The sequence below is a fragment of the Leisingera sp. JC11 genome (genome assembly GCF_040704725.1).
Classification (GTDB): Bacteria; Pseudomonadota; Alphaproteobacteria; order Rhodobacterales; family Rhodobacteraceae; genus Leisingera.
Genome location: NZ_JBFCVS010000002.1, coordinates 130,919 through 147,228, shown reverse-complemented (window position 1 = coordinate 147,228; position 16,310 = coordinate 130,919). Strand labels below are relative to the sequence as shown.

Below are 16,310 nucleotides of genomic sequence, written 5' to 3'. Positions count from 1 at the left end.
CGCGCGAAACATTTAGTCAAAGATGCTGCCGTAAAACTTTGGAATTCATCAGGAAATGTGAACGAAGTGTAAAGGGTGCGGGCGCAGGCTTTACGGTTTGATCACTGGCCGGATCACCCGCTCCGGGGGCGGGCCGGATTGCCCGCCACTGTTTGACCGGCGGCCACGCTGCGGGTGACTACGGCCCCGGCGCCGACAATGGCGCCATCGCCGATGGTGACGCCCGGCAGAATGATGGCGCCGCCGCCGATCCAGACATCGGCGCCCAGGGTGACGGGGTATGCGATTTCGAGGCCCTTCGCCCGTAAGTCTCTGTCTTTGTGGTGCTGGGTGCAGTAGATCTGCACATTCGGCCCCAGCATGGTGCCGTCGCCGATGGTCACGGGTGCAGTGTCCAGAATGGTGCAGCCCGCATTCAAATAGACGTTGTTGCCGAGGCTGATGTTGATGCCATAGGCGCAGTGGAACGGCGTCTCGATCAGGCAGTTTTTGCCGTAGCCGCCAAAGAGTGCGGCGAGCGGCGGGCTTAAGACCTCAGCCGGATCAGGGGCCGCCACATTGTGCTGATGCACTGAAACGCGGGCCTGGTGGCGCAACGCCGCCAGTTCGCTGTCCAGGCAACAGTACCACTCGCCCGCCTGCATCTTCTGCCGTTCGGTTTTGGTCATCGGTGTCTCCTTGCCGGGGAGAGGACACCGGGCGCGGCGGCTTGTCAAATGGCGGAGGGCTCCCGCGCCCGCAGGTGCCTTGGCTGCGCCAAGGCATCTTTGTGCGGCCTTGGGCCGGGCGCTGCTTGCGCAGCGTCGAAGGATTTGCTGAGAAGCGCTTCAGGGGCAGGTCTGCCCTGAAGGCGCGTTTTCCAGTGTGTGAACCGCTGAGACCGCCTCAAGGGTAAACGGCGCAGGCGCCGCCGCTCATGCGGCCCTTGACCCGGTCTCAGCGGCAGGGGGTCAGCGCATGCGCAGGGCGCCGTCGATGCGGATGACCTCGCCGTTGAGGTAACCCATCTCGACGATGAAGCCGGCCAGGCGGCCGTATTCGCGCGGGTCGCCCAGGCGGGCGGGGTTGGGGACGTCTGCGGCGAGCTGCTGCTGCACTTCCTCCGGCAGGCCGGCCAGCATCGGGGTCATGAAGATGCCGGGCGCGATGGTCATCACCCGGATGCCGGAAGACGCGAGATCGCGCGCCATCGGCAGGCACATGCCGGCCACCCCGCCCTTGGAGGCGGCATAGGCGGCCTGGCCCTTTTGCCCGTCAAAGGCAGCAATTGAGGCTGTGTTGATGATCACGCCGCGGGCGTTGTCCGCATCGGGCGTGTTCTTGGCGATTTCGACAGCGGCCAGGCGGGCGACGTTGAAGGTGCCGACCAGGTTGATGTCGATGGTGCGCTTGTAGGCATCCAAGGGGTGCGCGCCCTCCTTGCCCACGGTCTTGGCGCCGATGGCGATGCCCGCGCAGTTCACGCAGGCGGTGATCTTGCCCATTTTCTCTGCCGCATGGGCGATGGCGGCGGAAACCGACTCCTCGCTGGTCACATCGGTCTGGGCGAAATGCCCGCCGATCTCCTGCGCCACCTGGGTGCCGCGTTCGGCGTCGCGGTCCAGGATGGTGACCTGGGCGCCCTGTTCGGCGAAATAGCGCGCGGTGGCCTCACCCAGGCCGGAGGCGCCGCCGGTGACGACGGCTGCGGTGTCTGCAAGTTTCATGAGCGGGGCTCCTCCCGGTTATCTGAACATGTGTTCATATAATGGAGAGGCCGAGCGCCTGTCCAGCGGGACGGGACGTCGCGGATGTTCAGTCGCCCATCAGGCCGCGGTCGAGCCGTGCCAGCGGGCTTAAGATGCGGCCGAGCGGCGGCCAGAAGCCCCAGGTGCCGCCCAGGCGGTGCAGATGGGCGCCGGTGCCGAGCTTGAAACGGGCAAGGCCGGGGGCGTCCTCGGTATTGATGAGGCCAAGGTCGAGGCGGCAGATGCCCTTGGAGGCGAGCCAATTGGCGGCCTCCCACAGCAGCAGGGGGTGGGCGCTTAGCTGTTTGCCGCGGGCAGTGGTGTGGGCGATGTGGTAGGTGGCGGCGATGCCGTGGGTCAGGATCAGGATGGCGGCGACGGGTTCCTTGCCTTCGAAGGCTTGAAAAAGTTTGGCCTGGCCCCGGTTCTCGCGCGCGTAGGCGAGGGTGAGGCCGATGGGCCAGCTGCGGTAGCCGCGGGCGGATTGCTGTTTGGTATCGGCCTGGAACAGCCAGTGGCGCACGTCATGCGGCAGGTTCTGGCGGGTGAGGCGGAGCTTCTGCGCTTCACCGTGTTTCAGGCGGTTGCGCCATTTCTGATGCAGCGCGCCGCGGCGCTGGTCGGGATCGCGGGTCAGGTCCCAAAGAGCGGTATGCGCCGGGGTGACCAGCGGCACCGCACCGATACGGGAGAGATGCGGCGCGGGGGCCTCCGGCGACAGGATCAGCGGGGCGCGGTGCAGACCGCTGGTGCGCAAGGCGGCCAGCAGAGGGGCGGGATCCGTCAGATCCGCCCTGTTCACCATCGCCAGCCGCAGCCCGCCGGGCAGGCGCCGCTGCAGCACCAGGGTGCCGTCCAGCATCAAGGGCTCCTGGCCGCAGGCCATCAGCGCACGGGCGAACTCCGTCGATTGCTGGAGGGCGCGGGGCAGAGGGCGGGCGGTTGCTGCTGCGGGCAGATCGGGACCGGGGGCGCTGTCGAACATGGCTCCATTAACGCGCTGGAAACCTAAATCATGGTTAATTTCCAGCATGAGGAAAGCAAAACGGATCATGGGGCAGGCGGCAGCGGCCCCGCGGATGACCAAGGCGGCGGCGCTGCTGATTGCCATCGGCCTGTCGGTGCCGGTGTTTCTGGTGCTGACGCTGGTGGAAGCGGTGGTGTTTTGACACGCGGGAAAGCTCCCGCGCCCGCAGGTGCATTGGCTTTGCCAATTGAACCTTGGCGGCCTTGGGCCGGGCGCCGCTGCGCGGCGCTGCAGATGGATTGCTGAGAGGCGTTTAAGGGCAGGTCTGCCCTTAAACGCTTGGTCCAGTGTATCCCGGCCATCCCCGCCTCAAGGGCAAACCGTGCTGCGCACGGCCGCATGAGCGGCCCTTGACCCGGGCCTGGCCTGAAGAGCAGTTGCGTGAAACCGCTGGCGCGCCGCGCAGCGGCGCCCGGCCCAACCTTGAGGACCCGTCTTTGACGGGGCTGGAATGGGCGGGAGAGCATGCGGGCAGCAAAAAAGGGAGCGCAAAGGCTCCCTTTTTCCGGTTCATGTAAAATGGATCAACCGTCCAACCGCACCAGGGCGTGGCGTTTCTTGCCCGCGCTCAGCTTGATCGGCGACGAGAGCGCGCCTGCGTCGATCATCAGCCCTGCGTCCGTGAGCGGCTGATCGTCCAGCTTGGCGCCGTTTTCGGCGATCAGGCGTTTGGCGTCCTTGCCGGATTTGGCGAGGCCCGATTTCACGATCAGCTGCACGATCGAGATGCCATCGCCCAGGTCGGCGGGCGACAGCGAGAGAGTGGGCAGGTCGTCCCCGACGCCGCCTTTCTCGAACACTTCGCGCGCGGTGGCTTCCGCTGCGGCGGCCGCTTCGGCGCCGTGGCAGAGGGTGGTGACCTCATTGGCGAGGATCACCTTGGCGGCGTTCACCTCAGACCCTGCCAGCGCGCCCAGGCGCTCGCATTCCTCCACCGGCAGCTCGGTGTAGAGCTTCAGGAAGCGGCCCACGTCGGCGTCGGTGGTGTTGCGCCAGAACTGCCAGAATTCATACGGGGAACGCATGTCGGCATTGAGCCAGATCGCGCCCTCGGCGGTTTTGCCCATTTTCTTGCCGTCAGAGGTGGTCAGCAGCGGCGAGGTGAGGCCGTAGACCTCATTGTCGATCACCCGGCGGGTGAGGTCGATGCCGTTGACGATATTGCCCCACTGGTCCGAGCCGCCCATCTGCAGGATGCAGCCGTAGCGGCGGTTCAGCTCCATGAAGTCATAGGCCTGCAGGATCATGTAGTTGAATTCGAGGAAGCTGAGCGACTGTTCGCGGTCGAGGCGCGATTTCACGCTTTCGAACGACAGCATCCGGTTCACCGAGAAGTGGCGGCCGATGTCGCGCAGGAATTCCAGGTAGTTCAGCCCGTCCAGCCATTCGGCGTTGTTCAGCATCAGCGCCTTGTTCGGCGCGTCGCTGTCGTAGTCGATGTAGGCGGAGAACACCTTCTTGATGCCGGCGATATTGTCGTTGATCGCAGCCTCATCCAGCAGGGGGCGCTCATCGGCGCGGAAAGAGGGGTCGCCCACCTTGGTGGTGCCGCCGCCCATCAGGGTGATCGGCTGGTGGCCGGTCTTCTGGAACCAGCGCAGCATCATGATCTGGATCAGCGAGCCGACGTGCAGCGATTTCGCTGTGGCGTCAAAGCCGATATAGGCCGGGCGCACACCTTGCAGCAGGGCGTCGTCCAGGCCCTGATAATCGGTGCAGTCCGCGAGGAACCCGCGTTCCATCATGACTGCGACGAAATCCGATTTCGGTGTGTAGGTCATAACATGCCTCGGTCTATGGTTTTGCACCATGCCCTATAAATCGCATTGGCGCCGGTTGGAACCTGTTTTCCCGGCAAAATATGCGCTGTATTGTGGCGCGCAAACGGGCGGGACGGCCCGGTTCTGTTGAAGGGGCAGGGGCGATGAGCAAGGCCATTGCAAAAACGGGTGCGGTCAGAGCGCTGGGCGCGATGAGCGGCACCTCGCTGGACGGGGTGGACGCGGCGGTGGTGGTGACCGACGGCGCGCGTATTCACGGGTTCGGCGAGAGCAGCTACCGCGAGTATTCGGCGGCAGAGCGCAGCGTGCTGCGCGCGGGCCTTGGCAAGTGGACCGGGCCGGAGGTGGACGCCGCGGCAGCGGTCTGCGATGCGGCCCATGCGGCGGCGCTGGCGGAGTTCGGGGATGTGGAGATTATCGGCTTTCACGGCCAGACCCTGGCCCATGCGCCGCGGCTGCAAGGCACGCTGCAGGTGGGCGACGGCGCGGCGCTGGCCGAAAACCTGGGCAAGCCGGTGGTCTGGGACTTCCGCTCTGACGATGTGGCGATGGGCGGCGAGGGCGCGCCGCTGGCGCCGTTCTTTCACTTTGCCTGCGCCAAATACATCGGCGCCGAACGGCCCTTGTGCTTCCTGAACCTGGGCGGGGTCGGCAACCTCACCTATGTGGACCCGCGGTTTGAGCGGCCGGAGGAGCCGGGGGCGCTTCTGGCGTTCGACACCGGGCCTGCCAATGCGCCGGTCAATGATTTGGTGCAGGAGCGGCTGGGTATCCCCTGGGACGAGGATGGCAAAGTGGCGCGTTCAGGCACCGTGGAGACCGGCGCGCTGGAGCTGTTTTTGGCCGAGCCGTATTTTGCAAGAATGCCGCCCAAGTCGCTGGACAGGAACGATTTTGCCGAGATGGTCGGGCTGGTCAACGAGCTGAGTGACTCGGATGCGGCAGCAACCCTGATCGCGATGTGCGCGGCCGCGGTGGCGCAAGGCATGGAGCATTGCCCGGAGCCGCCTGAGGCGGTGCTGGTCACCGGCGGCGGTCGGCACAACCCGGTGCTGATGCAGATGCTGCGGGTGTCGCTCGATTGCCCGGTGAAGCCCATTGAAGACGTGGGGCTGGATGGCGACATGCTGGAGGCGCAGGCCTTTGCCCATCTGGCGGTGCGGGTGGCGAGGGGGATGCCGACTTCGGCGCCTGGGACAACAGGGGTGAGCGCCTGTGTTGGCGGCGGCGTGGTCAGCGTGCCGGGGGCGTAACGCCATGAACGCTCAGAGCGATCTTGACACTCATGGCCGCTGCTGGCTGCGGCAGGTTTTGCAACCGGAAACCCTTGCCCGGCTTGATGCGCTGTATGACGGGTTCGGTCAGGCTGGGGAGCGGATCACGGCACTCACTCCATTCAACGTGCCAGAGATCCGGTCGGTCCTGCATGGGTTGCTGCCGGGTGCCTTTGCCACCCGTGCGGTGGCTTTTAACAAGGCTGAGGGCCGCAACTGGTCACTGCCCTGGCACCAGGACCGGGTTGTCGCGGTCAAGGAGCAACTGGAAACCCCCATGGCGAAAAATTGGTCCCGCAAGAGCGGGGTCTGGCATTGCGAGCCGCAGGAAACGGTTCTGAACAGAATGCTATTTGTCCGCCTGTATCTTGACGATGTCACTGAACAGAGCGGCGGCATGCAGTTGGCGCTTAGCAGCCACAGGAAAGGCATTTTGCCAAAGGATGAGGCGGAGGCGCTGGCAGCTGACTGTGTTCATGACACGGAGCAGGCCCGGCGCGGCGACATCCTGGTGATGAACATGCTGCTGGTGCACAGGTCTTTGCCGGCGCAGTCGCAGCAGCCCCGGCGGGTAATCAGGGTGGACTATGCCAATTGCCCGCTTCCGGAGCCGCTGGAATGGGCTGTGTAGGGCTAGGCTTGGGCACTCCCCCACTGGTTTTCAGCGAGCAAGCTGCTTCACATAGTCTGCGGTGAACTCGCCATATCCATTCGACGTCGACTTCAGATGCGCCTGCGTGATCGCGTGGAAGGCGGGCAATTGGTGGAACGGCACGCTCGGGAAGAAATGATGCTCGGCGTGGTACGGCATGTTCCAGGCCAGAAAACGCACCAGCCGGTTGGTGAAAGTGGTGCGGGAGTTTTCCAGCATGTTGGCGACCGGCGGGCAAAGGCCGTGTTCCGCCAGCAGGTAGGCGCGCAGGAACGGCTGGCCGATCAGCAGCGGTACGATCCACAGCCAGAGGATCAGCGGCGACGCCAGCAGGCTCAGCAGTGCGGCGGCATAGAGGGTCAGCAGCACACGCGCCTCCAGCCGCATGTCCGTGTGACGGCGTTCCGGCAGGTAGGGGGCGTCGATGGTGCCGAAGGCGTTGCGCCAGATGGTGCCACCCATGCCGCGCCAGTAGCCCCAGCCGCTGAGGTATCTGAGCCATTGCGGCAGGGTTGCGGGGCGGGGGCCGTGTTCCAGCTCCGGGTCGCGCTCCGGGTCATTGGTGTATTTGTGATGCGCCAGGTGGAAGTAGCGGAACCAGACAAACGGCAAGGCGATGGCGAGGGCGCAGAAATGGCCCGCGGCCTCGTTCAGCCATTTGCTGCGGAATGGTGTCTGGTGGGTGCATTCGTGTGACAGCGTAAAGAGGAAGACCAGCAAGATCCCCTGCGGCAGCATCAGCAGCGGCCAGAGCGGGACCTGCAGCGCGATGCCCGTGGTGCAGGCGCCAAGAACCGCCAGATACAGTGCCAGATGCCGCAGGCCCGCCGCGTCGGAGCGGGCGGTCAGCGCTGCCTTTGTGTCCGGCGGCAGCGCCTTGATCAGGGCGGTGTGATCCAAATGCGCAGGCATATGGACAGTCTTGTCCAGCCCGGCGATTCGCTGCAAGGGGCGGGTCAGCCGCGCGGGATGCCGAAGCCGGGGGCGGCGAGTTCGAATCCCTCGAACTGGAACCCCGGTGACACCGCGCAGCTGACCAGTGTGTAGTCCCCGGTGGTGCGGGCGGCCTGCCAGTGGCCCTGCGGCACGATCAGCTGCGGTGCGCCTTTGGTCAGGTCCGGGGTCAGCAGGTGGTCCCGCGCCGGGCCTGCATCCGTTGCCGCCATCGACAGCACCAGCGGTGCACCGGCGTGGTAGAGCCAGATCTCGACCGCGTCGACACGGTGCCAGTGGCTGCTCTCGCCAGCCTTCAAAAGGAACTAAATACAGGTGCCTGTGGGGCGGTCTTCATTCTCAGCGCGCCAGGTTTCCTTGTACCAGCCGCCCTCCGGGTGCTGCTGCAGGCCCAGGTGCTGGATGATCCGGTCTGCGTCCATTGCTGCTCTCCACGCTTTGGTGCTGGTAAATCTCTATTCCAGTCATATGTTTGGGCCATGACACTCATGATCCCCTTTGACAACACCTATGCTGCCCTGCCGGGGCAGTTCTACTCCAAACTGCCGCCGCAGGCGGTGAAGGCGCCCAGGCTGGTGGCGTTTAACGAGGAACTGGCACGGGTCATGGCGATCACGCCCGGTGAGGCGGTGGAGATGGCAGAGGTGTTCAGCGGCAATCAGGTGCCGGAGGGGGCCGATCCGCTGGCGCAGCTTTATTCCGGGCATCAGTTCGGCACCTATAATCCGCAGCTGGGCGACGGGCGTGCGATCCTGCTGGGTGAGACGGTAGGGACGGACGGCCAGCGCCGGGACATTCAGCTGAAGGGCTCGGGGCGAACGCCGTACTCCCGCAACGGGGACGGGCGCGCCTGGCTGGGGCCGGTGCTGCGCGAATATGTGGTGAGCGAGGCGATGCATGCGCTTGGCATCCCGACCACGCGGGCGCTGGCGGCCGTGGAGACCGGCGAGACCGTCTGGCGCGAGGGCGGCCTGCCCGGTGCGGTGCTGACCCGGGTGGCGGCGAGCCATCTGCGGGTTGGGACCTTCCAAGTGTTTGCCGCGCGGGGCGACAAGGTTAGCCTGCAGCGGCTTACAGAATATGCCATTGCACGCCACTACCCTGAGGCCGAAGGGCCGATGGGGCTGCTGCGCGCGGTGCGCGATGCGCAGTCAGAGCTGATTGCGGCCTGGATGGCGGTAGGCTTCATCCACGGGGTGATGAACACCGACAACTTCTCGATCTCGGGCGAGACCATCGACTACGGGCCTTGCGCCTACATGGATGTCTATCACCCGCACACGGTGTTTTCCTCGATCGACCGGGGGCGGCGCTACTGCTATGCCAATCAGCCCACAATCGCGGTCTGGAACCTGGCGCAGCTGGCCACGGCGCTGATCCAGCAGCTGGACGACCCGGAGGCGGGTGTGGAGGAGGCGACGGAGATCGTGCATGCGATGCCCGCGCTGACCGAGGCGGCCTGGCTGCGGCGCTTCCGCGCCAAGCTGGGAATCACCACAGGACGGGACGGCGATCTGGAGCTGATCACCGCGCTGCTGGGGCGGATGGCAGAGAACCAGAGCGACTTCACCAATACCTTCCGCGCCCTGGCAGAGGGTAAGGCACGGGACCAGTTCACCGATCCGGCTGCCTTTGACGCTTGGGCGGAGGACTGGCAGGCGCGGCTGGAGGATGAGCCGGAGCCGGAAAGCGTCATGCGCGCGGCCAACCCGGCCTTTATCCCGCGCAACCACCGGATCGAGGAAATGATCGCCGGCGCCGTGGCAGGCGACTATGCGCTGTTCCACAGGCTGAGCACTGTGCTTGCGACTCCTTATGCGGATCAGCCAGAGCACAGCGATTTGCAGCGCCCGCCGCTGCCGGAGGAAGTGGTGCAGGCGACTTTCTGCGGCACCTGATCCCCTGTTCATCCGGCTGAAAACATCCTCGGGGATGAATTGAGCTGAAAGCTCAATTGGGAGCAGGCAGCCCCCTGTGCCGGTTGCGGCCTGAAGCCGGTTGTGCTTGGGCCGCATTCTGCGCCACACTTCCGGCAGGCCCTGGAGAGAGCAGATGCCAAAGACCCCCCCGCCGGATACCCTGCGGATTGCCACCTACAACATTCAGAAATGCGTTGGCCTGGATCTGCGCCGGCGGCCGGAGCGCACCCTTCAGGTGCTGTCGGGGCTGGGCGCGGATGTGGCGGTGCTGCAGGAGGCCGACAAGCGGCTGCCGCCGCGGCCCGCAGCGCTGCCGCATTTCCTGGTCGAGGAAACCGGCTGGCAGGCGGCGGATCTGGGCGGCGCCGGGTCGCTGGGCTGGCATGGCAATGCAGTGCTCTACAGGAACGGCGTGCAGCTGCGGGGCAAGGGCCATATCGCGCTGCCGGGGCTGGAGCCGCGTGGCGCGGTCTGGGTGGAGCTGGAGACGGCGGTGGGGCCGGTGCGGGTGATCGGCGCCCATCTGGGGCTGACCGGCCGGGCGCGGCGCGAGCAGATGCATGCGCTGGCGCGGGCCGCAAAGCGGGAGGACGCCGCAGTGGTGCTGGCGGGGGATTTCAACGAATGGTCGCGCACCCCGGTGCTGGAGCATATTGCCCCCGGGTTGAATTTTCTGCCGCCGAAACCGAGCTTTCCGGCGGTGCGGCCGCTGGGGGCGCTGGACCGGATTGCCCATTGCAAGCGGCTGAAGGCAGTTGGGCATGGGGTGCATGGCGCGCGGCCGGCGCATATCGCCTCTGACCATTTGCCGGTCTGGGCGGATTTGCGGGCGGTTTGAGCCGGGAGCGCTCCCGCGCCTTTTCCGGCAAGTTGCCGTCAGGCTTGGGCGTGGCGCTGCTGCGCAGCGCGGAATATTTTCTGCTGAGAGGCGCTTAAGGGCAGGTGTGCCCTTAAGCGCCATTTCAAGTGTGTGTTCCGCCAGCGCCGCGTCAAGGGCAAGCCGCGCGTGCCGCGCGGTCCCTGCGGGACCCTTGACCCGGCGCTGGCGGGGAAGGCTTAACGCGCGCGCTGTTTCTGGCCGCGGCGCTGGGCGTTGCCGGGTTTGCTGCCTTGGGGCTTTCCTTGGCCGCTGTTGCCGCCGCCACGGCGGCGCTGGCCGCCGGGTTTGCCGCCGCCGCGGCGCCCGCCGGGACGGCCGCCCGGTTTGCCTGCGGGGGCTGCCGGATCGGGCATGGCTTCCCAAGCGCGTCCGGAGGCCGTGGGGATGGTGATCTTCATCACCTTCTGGATCGCCTTCAGCTCTTCCATCTCGTCCGGGGCGCACAGCGCAATTGCCTGGCCGTCCTTGCCCGCACGCGCGGTGCGGCCGATGCGGTGGACATAGGCGTCCGGCACATTCGGCAGTTCGTAGTTGTAGACGTATTTCACGTCCGGAATGTCGAGGCCGCGGGCCGCCACATCGGTGGCGACCAGCACCTTGATTTCGCCTGCCTTGAAGGCCGCCAGAGCGCGCTCTCGCTGGCCCTGGCTCTTGTTGCCGTGGATGGATGCCGCTGCAAAACCCGCTTTATCGAGGGTTTTCATCAGCTTTTCCATGCCCCATTTGGTGCGCCCGAACACCAGGGTGCGCTCATCCTTGTGCTCGTTCAGCAGTTCCTTGAGCAGGTCCAGCTTGGCGGCCTTGGCGATGAAATGCACCGACTGGGTGATCTTGTCGGCGGCCTTGCCCGGGGGCGAGACCTCAATCCGGACCGGGCTTTGCAGGTAGGAGTTGGCGATCTCGTTCATCTGTTTCGGCATGGTGGCCGAGAACAGCATGGTCTGACGTTCCGCGGGGATCAGCGCCGCGATCTTTCGCAGGGTGTGGATGAAGCCTAGGTCCAGCATCTGGTCGGCCTCGTCGAGCACCAGGAAGTCGCAGGAGCCGAGGTCCAGCGCGCCGCGGTCGAGGATGTCGATCAGGCGGCCCGGGGTGGCAACCAGGATGTCGGTGCCTTTGGCGATGCGGGCGATCTGCGGGTTGATGGAGACGCCGCCGACCACCAGGCCCACCTTCATCGGGGTGCCTTCGGTCAGGCCCTTCAGCGTGTCGGCGATCTGGTTTGCCAGCTCGCGGGTCGGCGCTAGCACCAGGCCGCGCACGGTCATCGCGGCGGGCTTGCGGCCGTATTCCAGCATCCGCGCCACCAGCGGCACGCCGAAGGCGGCGGTTTTGCCGGTGCCGGTCTGCGCCAGGCCCAGCACGTCCTTGCCGTTGAGGGCATGGGGGATGGCGCGGGCCTGGATCGGGGTGGGGTCGTTCAGACCCATGTCCTTGAGGCGGGCGAGGAGCTTCTCGGGCAGCCCCATGGTCGAAAATTCAGTCACGTATCGTCCTTTCACGGCCCTGCTCTCTGCACGGGCCGGGTCCGCTGCGCTGCAGCGGGTTCATGCGGGGCAGGGACCTCGGGCGCGCGCTGGCCGGATGCCAGGCCGCTGGCCTCTGCAATCCCCACGCGTGATCTTGGGAATGGCGGCATATCACTAGACCCCGGAACATTGGTTCTGCGCAGGATGCGCGTCCGGTCTTCGGCCTCTGCTCACGCGGCAGGGAGGGATGCCTGAGCGTCAAATGGCTGTGGATAAGCCGTTTGTCAACCTTTGATACGGGTGAAAAGGCTGTTTTCGCCGTAGAATGCATCCGTTAAAGAGGAAGCCCAGAAAACCGCGAGGACCATCGATGCCAAAGCCGATTATCGCCCGCTGCGAAGCCAAGGGGCTGCGCATGACCGGCCAGCGCCGGGTGATTGCCCAGGTGCTGCAGGACAGCGATGATCACCCGGATGTCGAGGAGCTGTATGCCCGCGCCAGCGCGAAGGATGCCGGGATTTCGATCGCCACCGTCTATCGCACCGTGAAGCTTTTCGAGGAAGCGGGCATTCTGGAGCGGCTGGAGTTCGGCGACGGACGCGCGCGCTATGAGGATGCGGAGCGCGAGCATCACGACCACCTCATCGACATGAACACCGGCGAGGTGATCGAGTTCTGCGACCCGGAGATCGAGGAACTGCAGGAGCGGATCGCGCGCAAGCTGGGCTATGAGCTGCGCGGGCATAGGCTGGAACTGTACGGGGTGCCGGCCAAGAAGGCCTGAGCCCGCCGGAGCAGCCTGTTCTACAGTTTGGCTTCGCCTTTGATCAGGACCGTGATCTTGTAGGACTTCATCAGTTTCATCTTCTGCGCCAGGTAGGCGGCATTGCCTGCGTACCGCAGCTTGAACCCTTTGACGGTTGTCTTCTTGGGCAGCCAGTCCCAGCGGAAGTCATAGACATCATTCACTGCGCCATCGAACTCGAATGTCTTGCCTTTGGGGGTCAAGCTGCCGGAGAGGGAGGCCTGATACAGCGTTCTGGCCAGGTCGCGGTTCTTGACGAAGAAGATCGTGGTGTTCTTCAGCTTGGCGGGCTTCTTGTGCTTGGCGGCGATCTTGCGCAGTTCCGCGCTGTGCAGAACGGCCTGCGAGATCTTCGACTTCACCCCGTGGCTGATGTTTCCCTTGCCATCGATGGAGCGCTTCATGTGTTCGTAGGCGATGGGGTAATTCTTGTTCGCTGATTTGTTGGCGTTGTGCATTGCCGCCTTGACTTCATCCACCGCGGATTTGCCCAGTTCGTCGATCGCTTTTTCGGCGTTCTTGGCGGTTTTGATCAGCGAATTCAGCGGGTCGAAGTCTGGCATCAGGATGTCTCCGGCTGGGTATGGAAACGGCAGGCGGCGCAATCCGTGATACGTTTTCGTCAGGAAACCGGGGCGCGGCTGGAGCGCCGCGCGCCTGACAACGGGAGCCGCCGTTCCTTAACATATATCATAACTCTTGATGATTGCCGTAACGACTTGTCATGGAGCGGGGTCGGAAACGGAGTTGCCGGTGCCTGGGCGCTGGTGTTTTTTGCCCGGATGGCCCGGCATGCTGCCGGGACGAGATACGGGACGCGCGCACATGAACAACCTGCACGGCATTCTGCTGGTCATCGCCTCGATGGCGGCCTTCACGCTTGAGGACATGTTCATCAAGCAGTTGTCGGGCACATTGCCGGTGGGGCAGATCCTGATCTGTCTTGGTATCGGCAGCGGCCTGGTCTTTGCGGTGATGGCGAAGTTGCAGGGGCACCGGCTGTTTGCGCCGCGGTCCTGGCGGATCAGGCCGGTTCTGCGGGCTGCAATGGAGGCCGTATCGGCGCTGGGGTTCGCCTCGGCGCTGGCGCTGGTCGACATTTCTACGGTTGCGGCGGTGTTTCAGGCGACGCCGCTGGTGATCACCATGGGGGCAGCGCTGTTTCTGGGCGAACAGGTCGGCTGGCGGCGCTGGCTGGCGATCTGCACAGGCTTTGCCGGGGTGCTGCTGATCATCCGGCCGGGGCTCGACAGTTTTGAGCCTGCTGTATTGCTGGTATTGATTGCCGTGCTGGGGGTTGCCGCACGGGACCTGATGACGCGGGTGATGGACAGCGCGGTGCCCTCCACCGTTGTCAGCTTCCAGGCGTTCCTGGCGGTCATTCCTGCGGGTCTGCTGCTGCTGGCCTTCACCCCCGGCGAGGCGCAGGTGATGGAGCAGAATGAGTACCTGATGATGGCAGGCGGGGTGCTGTTCGGCGTTCTGGGCTACTACGGCATTGTCACCGCAATGCGGGTGGGGGATGCCTCGGCGGTGACGCCGTTCCGTTACACGCGCCTTCTGTTTTCGATCCTGGCGGGCGTGCTGGTCTTTGGCGAGCGGCCAGATGCGCTAACCCTGACCGGGGCGGCGCTGATCATCGGCTCCGGCCTTTATACCTTTGTGCGCGAGCAGCGGCTGGCGCGGCGGGCACGCCGGGCGGCAGCGGCTGCGGCTTGACGCCCCAGGCCGGGTTCCGGCGCGCAGCTTTCCGCAGGCCTGTTGGCGCAAACAGCGCCTTGTTAGCCCTAACCTGCCGGATTTAGGTGTGTTAGCGATAACGTTCACGGTTTACATTTCTGCCGCGGCTGGTATGACGCTGGCAGCAAAACGCGCCGCTTTCAGGCCCAACCAAGGATGGACAGATGAGCACCATTATCGACATTCACGCCCGTGAGATCCTCGACAGCCGGGGCAACCCGACGGTTGAGGTCGACGTGATCCTGGAAGACGGCACCATGGGCCGTGCCGCCGTGCCCTCGGGCGCCTCGACCGGTGCCTATGAGGCGGTGGAGAAGCGCGACGGCGACAAGTCCCGCTACATGGGCAAGGGCGTGCTGGAAGCGGTCGCCGCGGTGAACGGCGAGATCGCCGAGGAGCTGGTCGGCTTTGACGCCACCGAGCAGGTCGCGGTTGACCAGGCGATGATCGAGCTGGACGGCACCGAGAACAAGGGCCGCCTGGGCGCCAACGCGATCCTGGGCGTGTCGATGGCAGTGGCCAAGGCTGCGGCGGATTTCACCACCCAGCCGCTCTACCGCTACATCGGCGGCACCTCGGCCCGCGTCCTGCCGGTGCCGATGATGAACATCATCAACGGCGGCGAGCACGCTGACAACCCGATCGACATCCAGGAATTCATGATCATGCCAGTGGCTGCGGACAACATCCGCGAAGCTGTGCGCATGGGCTCCGAAGTGTTCCATACCCTGAAGAAAGAACTGTCGGCGGCGGGCCTCAGCACCGGAATCGGCGACGAGGGCGGCTTTGCCCCGAACATCGGCTCCTCCCGCGAAGCGCTGGACTTCATCCTGAAATCCATCGAGAAAGCGGGCTACAAGCCGGGCGAGGAAATCTACCTGGCGCTGGATTGCGCGGCGACCGAGTACTACAAGGACGGCAAATACGTTCTGTCCGGCGAAGGCAAGAGCCTGACTTCCGAGGAAAACGCCGACTACCTGGCGGCGCTGGTCAATGACTATCCGATCATCTCCATCGAAGACGGCATGTCCGAGGATGACTGGGACGGCTGGAAGCTGCTGACCGACAAGATCGGCAACTCTGTGCAGCTGGTGGGCGACGATCTGTTCGTGACCAACCCGGCCCGCCTGGCCGATGGCATTGAGCGCGGCGTCGCGAACTCGATGCTGGTGAAGGTGAACCAGATCGGCTCCCTGACCGAGACCCTGAAGGCGGTCGATATGGCCCACCGCGCCCGCTACACCAACGTGATGTCGCACCGCTCCGGCGAGACCGAGGACGCCACCATCGCCGATCTGGCGGTGGCTACCAACTGCGGCCAGATCAAGACCGGTTCGCTGGCGCGCTCCGACCGGCTCGCCAAGTACAACCAGCTGATCCGCATCGAGGAAGCGCTGGGCGAAGTGGCAGAATACGCGGGCCGCTCGATCCTGAAGTAAGCCGGCAGGCCAAGAGATTGGCGGGATAACCCGCCTGAAAGCCCCGTCTGTCTGGCGGGGCTTTTGCTCTGTGCGCCAGCTGGTTCGCATGCAGAGCGGCTGGAAGAAAAAGCGGAGGCAGTTTATTGCTCCAGCGGGATTGTTCTTCAGAGGCGGCAGAGATGCAGACACCCGGACCGGAAAACAGCTATCAATCCGCGCACGCAGAGCTGCTGCTGCGGTCCTTTGAACAAGCGACAGGCCGCGCGCTGCTGGACAACGCGGATGCCGAGGCGCTGTACCGCGCTCCGTTCCCGGTGCTGTCGCACAACACGGCTGCTGATCCGGTGCTGACCTATGGCAATCTGGCGGCGCAGGCGCTGTGGGAGATGGGCTGGGAACAGCTGACATCGATGCCGTCGCGGCTGACGGCGGAACCTGCACACCGGGAGCAGCGCGATGCGATGTTTGCGGAGATGCGGGCCAAGGGGTTCATAGGCAACTATGCAGGTGTTCGGATCAGCGCCTCAGGGCGGCGGTTCGAGATCCAGGGGGCGGTGATCTGGCCGCTGCTTGGCCTTGACGGTAAGAAACTGGGCGAGGCGGCAAGTTTCCGCGAGTTTTCCTTTCTATGAGAAAGCCTGTGCAGGTGCGGCGCTGCGGA

General features: G+C 65.0%; 16 protein-coding genes and 1 pseudogene. 9 read left to right on the top strand and 8 right to left on the bottom strand.

Annotated elements, in window-relative coordinates; translation table 11 throughout:
* Positions 1–113 precede the first annotated feature (113 nt).
* The 3 genes from AB1A62_RS02520 to AB1A62_RS02510 all read right to left on the bottom strand — a co-directional run bounded on the left by AB1A62_RS02520 (position 114) and on the right by AB1A62_RS02510 (position 2,712).
* Entirely contained in the window at positions 114–668 is a 555-nt protein-coding gene (locus AB1A62_RS02520; protein WP_366659691.1) for a sugar O-acetyltransferase, read from the bottom strand.
* A gap of 282 nt (positions 669–950) precedes the next feature.
* On the bottom strand, positions 951–1,706 hold the full coding sequence (locus tag AB1A62_RS02515; protein WP_366659689.1) for an SDR family NAD(P)-dependent oxidoreductase: 756 nt from the start codon (positions 1,704–1,706) through the stop codon (positions 951–953).
* A gap of 88 nt (positions 1,707–1,794) precedes the next feature.
* Positions 1,795–2,712 carry a GNAT family N-acetyltransferase gene (locus AB1A62_RS02510; protein ID WP_366659688.1) on the bottom strand — a complete coding sequence of 306 codons (918 nt, stop codon included), beginning with the start codon at positions 2,710–2,712 and terminating at the stop codon, positions 1,795–1,797.
* 46 nt (positions 2,713–2,758) lie between these two features.
* Between AB1A62_RS02510 and AB1A62_RS02505 the strand changes: the two genes are divergently transcribed.
* Positions 2,759–2,896 (top strand): hypothetical protein, encoded by a 138-nt coding sequence (locus AB1A62_RS02505; RefSeq protein ID WP_366659687.1) that lies wholly within the window; start codon positions 2,759–2,761, stop codon positions 2,894–2,896.
* A 382-nt stretch (positions 2,897–3,278) separates the two neighbouring features.
* Here the strand turns inward: AB1A62_RS02505 and tyrS are convergent, their stop codons facing one another.
* Positions 3,279–4,535: a tyrosine--tRNA ligase gene (gene tyrS, locus AB1A62_RS02500; RefSeq protein ID WP_366659686.1), complete on the bottom strand. Its 1,257-nt coding sequence runs from the start codon at positions 4,533–4,535 to the stop codon at positions 3,279–3,281.
* A 143-nt stretch (positions 4,536–4,678) separates the two neighbouring features.
* Between tyrS and AB1A62_RS02495 the strand changes: the two genes are divergently transcribed.
* Positions 4,679–5,788, top strand: a complete 1,110-nt coding sequence (locus AB1A62_RS02495; protein ID WP_366659684.1) for an anhydro-N-acetylmuramic acid kinase — start codon at positions 4,679–4,681, stop codon at positions 5,786–5,788.
* A gap of 4 nt (positions 5,789–5,792) precedes the next feature.
* The gene (locus AB1A62_RS02490) at positions 5,793–6,440 is read left to right on the top strand and encodes a phytanoyl-CoA dioxygenase family protein (RefSeq protein ID WP_366659682.1); all 648 of its coding nucleotides are present in this window, start codon (positions 5,793–5,795) and stop codon (positions 6,438–6,440) included.
* Positions 6,441–6,470: 30 nt separating this feature from the next.
* Here AB1A62_RS02490 and AB1A62_RS02485 read toward each other — a convergent pair whose 3' ends face one another.
* A complete protein-coding gene (locus tag AB1A62_RS02485) occupies positions 6,471–7,373 on the bottom strand; it encodes a fatty acid desaturase (RefSeq protein WP_366659681.1) in 903 nt (300 codons plus the stop codon).
* A 44-nt stretch (positions 7,374–7,417) separates the two neighbouring features.
* A pseudogene (locus AB1A62_RS02480) lies at positions 7,418–7,837 on the bottom strand (cupin domain-containing protein).
* Between the two features lie 57 nt (positions 7,838–7,894).
* Between AB1A62_RS02480 and AB1A62_RS02475 the strand changes: the two are divergent.
* Complete coding sequence (locus AB1A62_RS02475; RefSeq protein WP_366659679.1) at positions 7,895–9,313, top strand: protein adenylyltransferase SelO; 1,419 nt, start codon at positions 7,895–7,897, stop codon at positions 9,311–9,313.
* Positions 9,314–9,467: 154 nt separating this feature from the next.
* Positions 9,468–10,172, top strand: coding sequence for an endonuclease/exonuclease/phosphatase family protein (locus AB1A62_RS02470; protein ID WP_366659677.1), 705 nt, complete (start codon positions 9,468–9,470; stop codon positions 10,170–10,172).
* A 218-nt stretch (positions 10,173–10,390) separates the two neighbouring features.
* Here AB1A62_RS02470 and AB1A62_RS02465 read toward each other — a convergent pair whose 3' ends face one another.
* Positions 10,391–11,701 carry a DEAD/DEAH box helicase gene (locus tag AB1A62_RS02465; RefSeq protein WP_366659676.1) on the bottom strand — a complete coding sequence of 437 codons (1,311 nt, stop codon included), beginning with the start codon at positions 11,699–11,701 and terminating at the stop codon, positions 10,391–10,393.
* A 352-nt stretch (positions 11,702–12,053) separates the two neighbouring features.
* Here AB1A62_RS02465 and AB1A62_RS02460 point away from each other — a divergent pair, with 352 nt between their 5' ends.
* Entirely contained in the window at positions 12,054–12,467 is a 414-nt protein-coding gene (locus tag AB1A62_RS02460) for a Fur family transcriptional regulator (RefSeq protein ID WP_366659674.1), read from the top strand.
* Between the two features lie 20 nt (positions 12,468–12,487).
* On the opposite strand, the gene AB1A62_RS02455 is transcribed toward AB1A62_RS02460, so the two are convergent.
* Positions 12,488–13,051, bottom strand: coding sequence for a hypothetical protein (locus AB1A62_RS02455; RefSeq protein ID WP_366659673.1), 564 nt, complete (start codon positions 13,049–13,051; stop codon positions 12,488–12,490).
* A gap of 262 nt (positions 13,052–13,313) precedes the next feature.
* Between AB1A62_RS02455 and AB1A62_RS02450 the strand changes: the two genes are divergently transcribed.
* From AB1A62_RS02450 to AB1A62_RS02440, 3 genes are all read left to right on the top strand, one after another.
* On the top strand, positions 13,314–14,207 hold the full coding sequence (locus AB1A62_RS02450) for a DMT family transporter (protein ID WP_366659672.1): 894 nt from the start codon (positions 13,314–13,316) through the stop codon (positions 14,205–14,207).
* Between the two features lie 185 nt (positions 14,208–14,392).
* Positions 14,393–15,667 carry a phosphopyruvate hydratase gene (gene eno, locus AB1A62_RS02445; protein WP_366659671.1) on the top strand — a complete coding sequence of 425 codons (1,275 nt, stop codon included), beginning with the start codon at positions 14,393–14,395 and terminating at the stop codon, positions 15,665–15,667.
* 161 nt (positions 15,668–15,828) lie between these two features.
* Complete coding sequence (locus AB1A62_RS02440; RefSeq protein ID WP_366659669.1) at positions 15,829–16,281, top strand: MEKHLA domain-containing protein; 453 nt, start codon at positions 15,829–15,831, stop codon at positions 16,279–16,281.
* Positions 16,282–16,310: the final 29 nt, after the last annotated feature.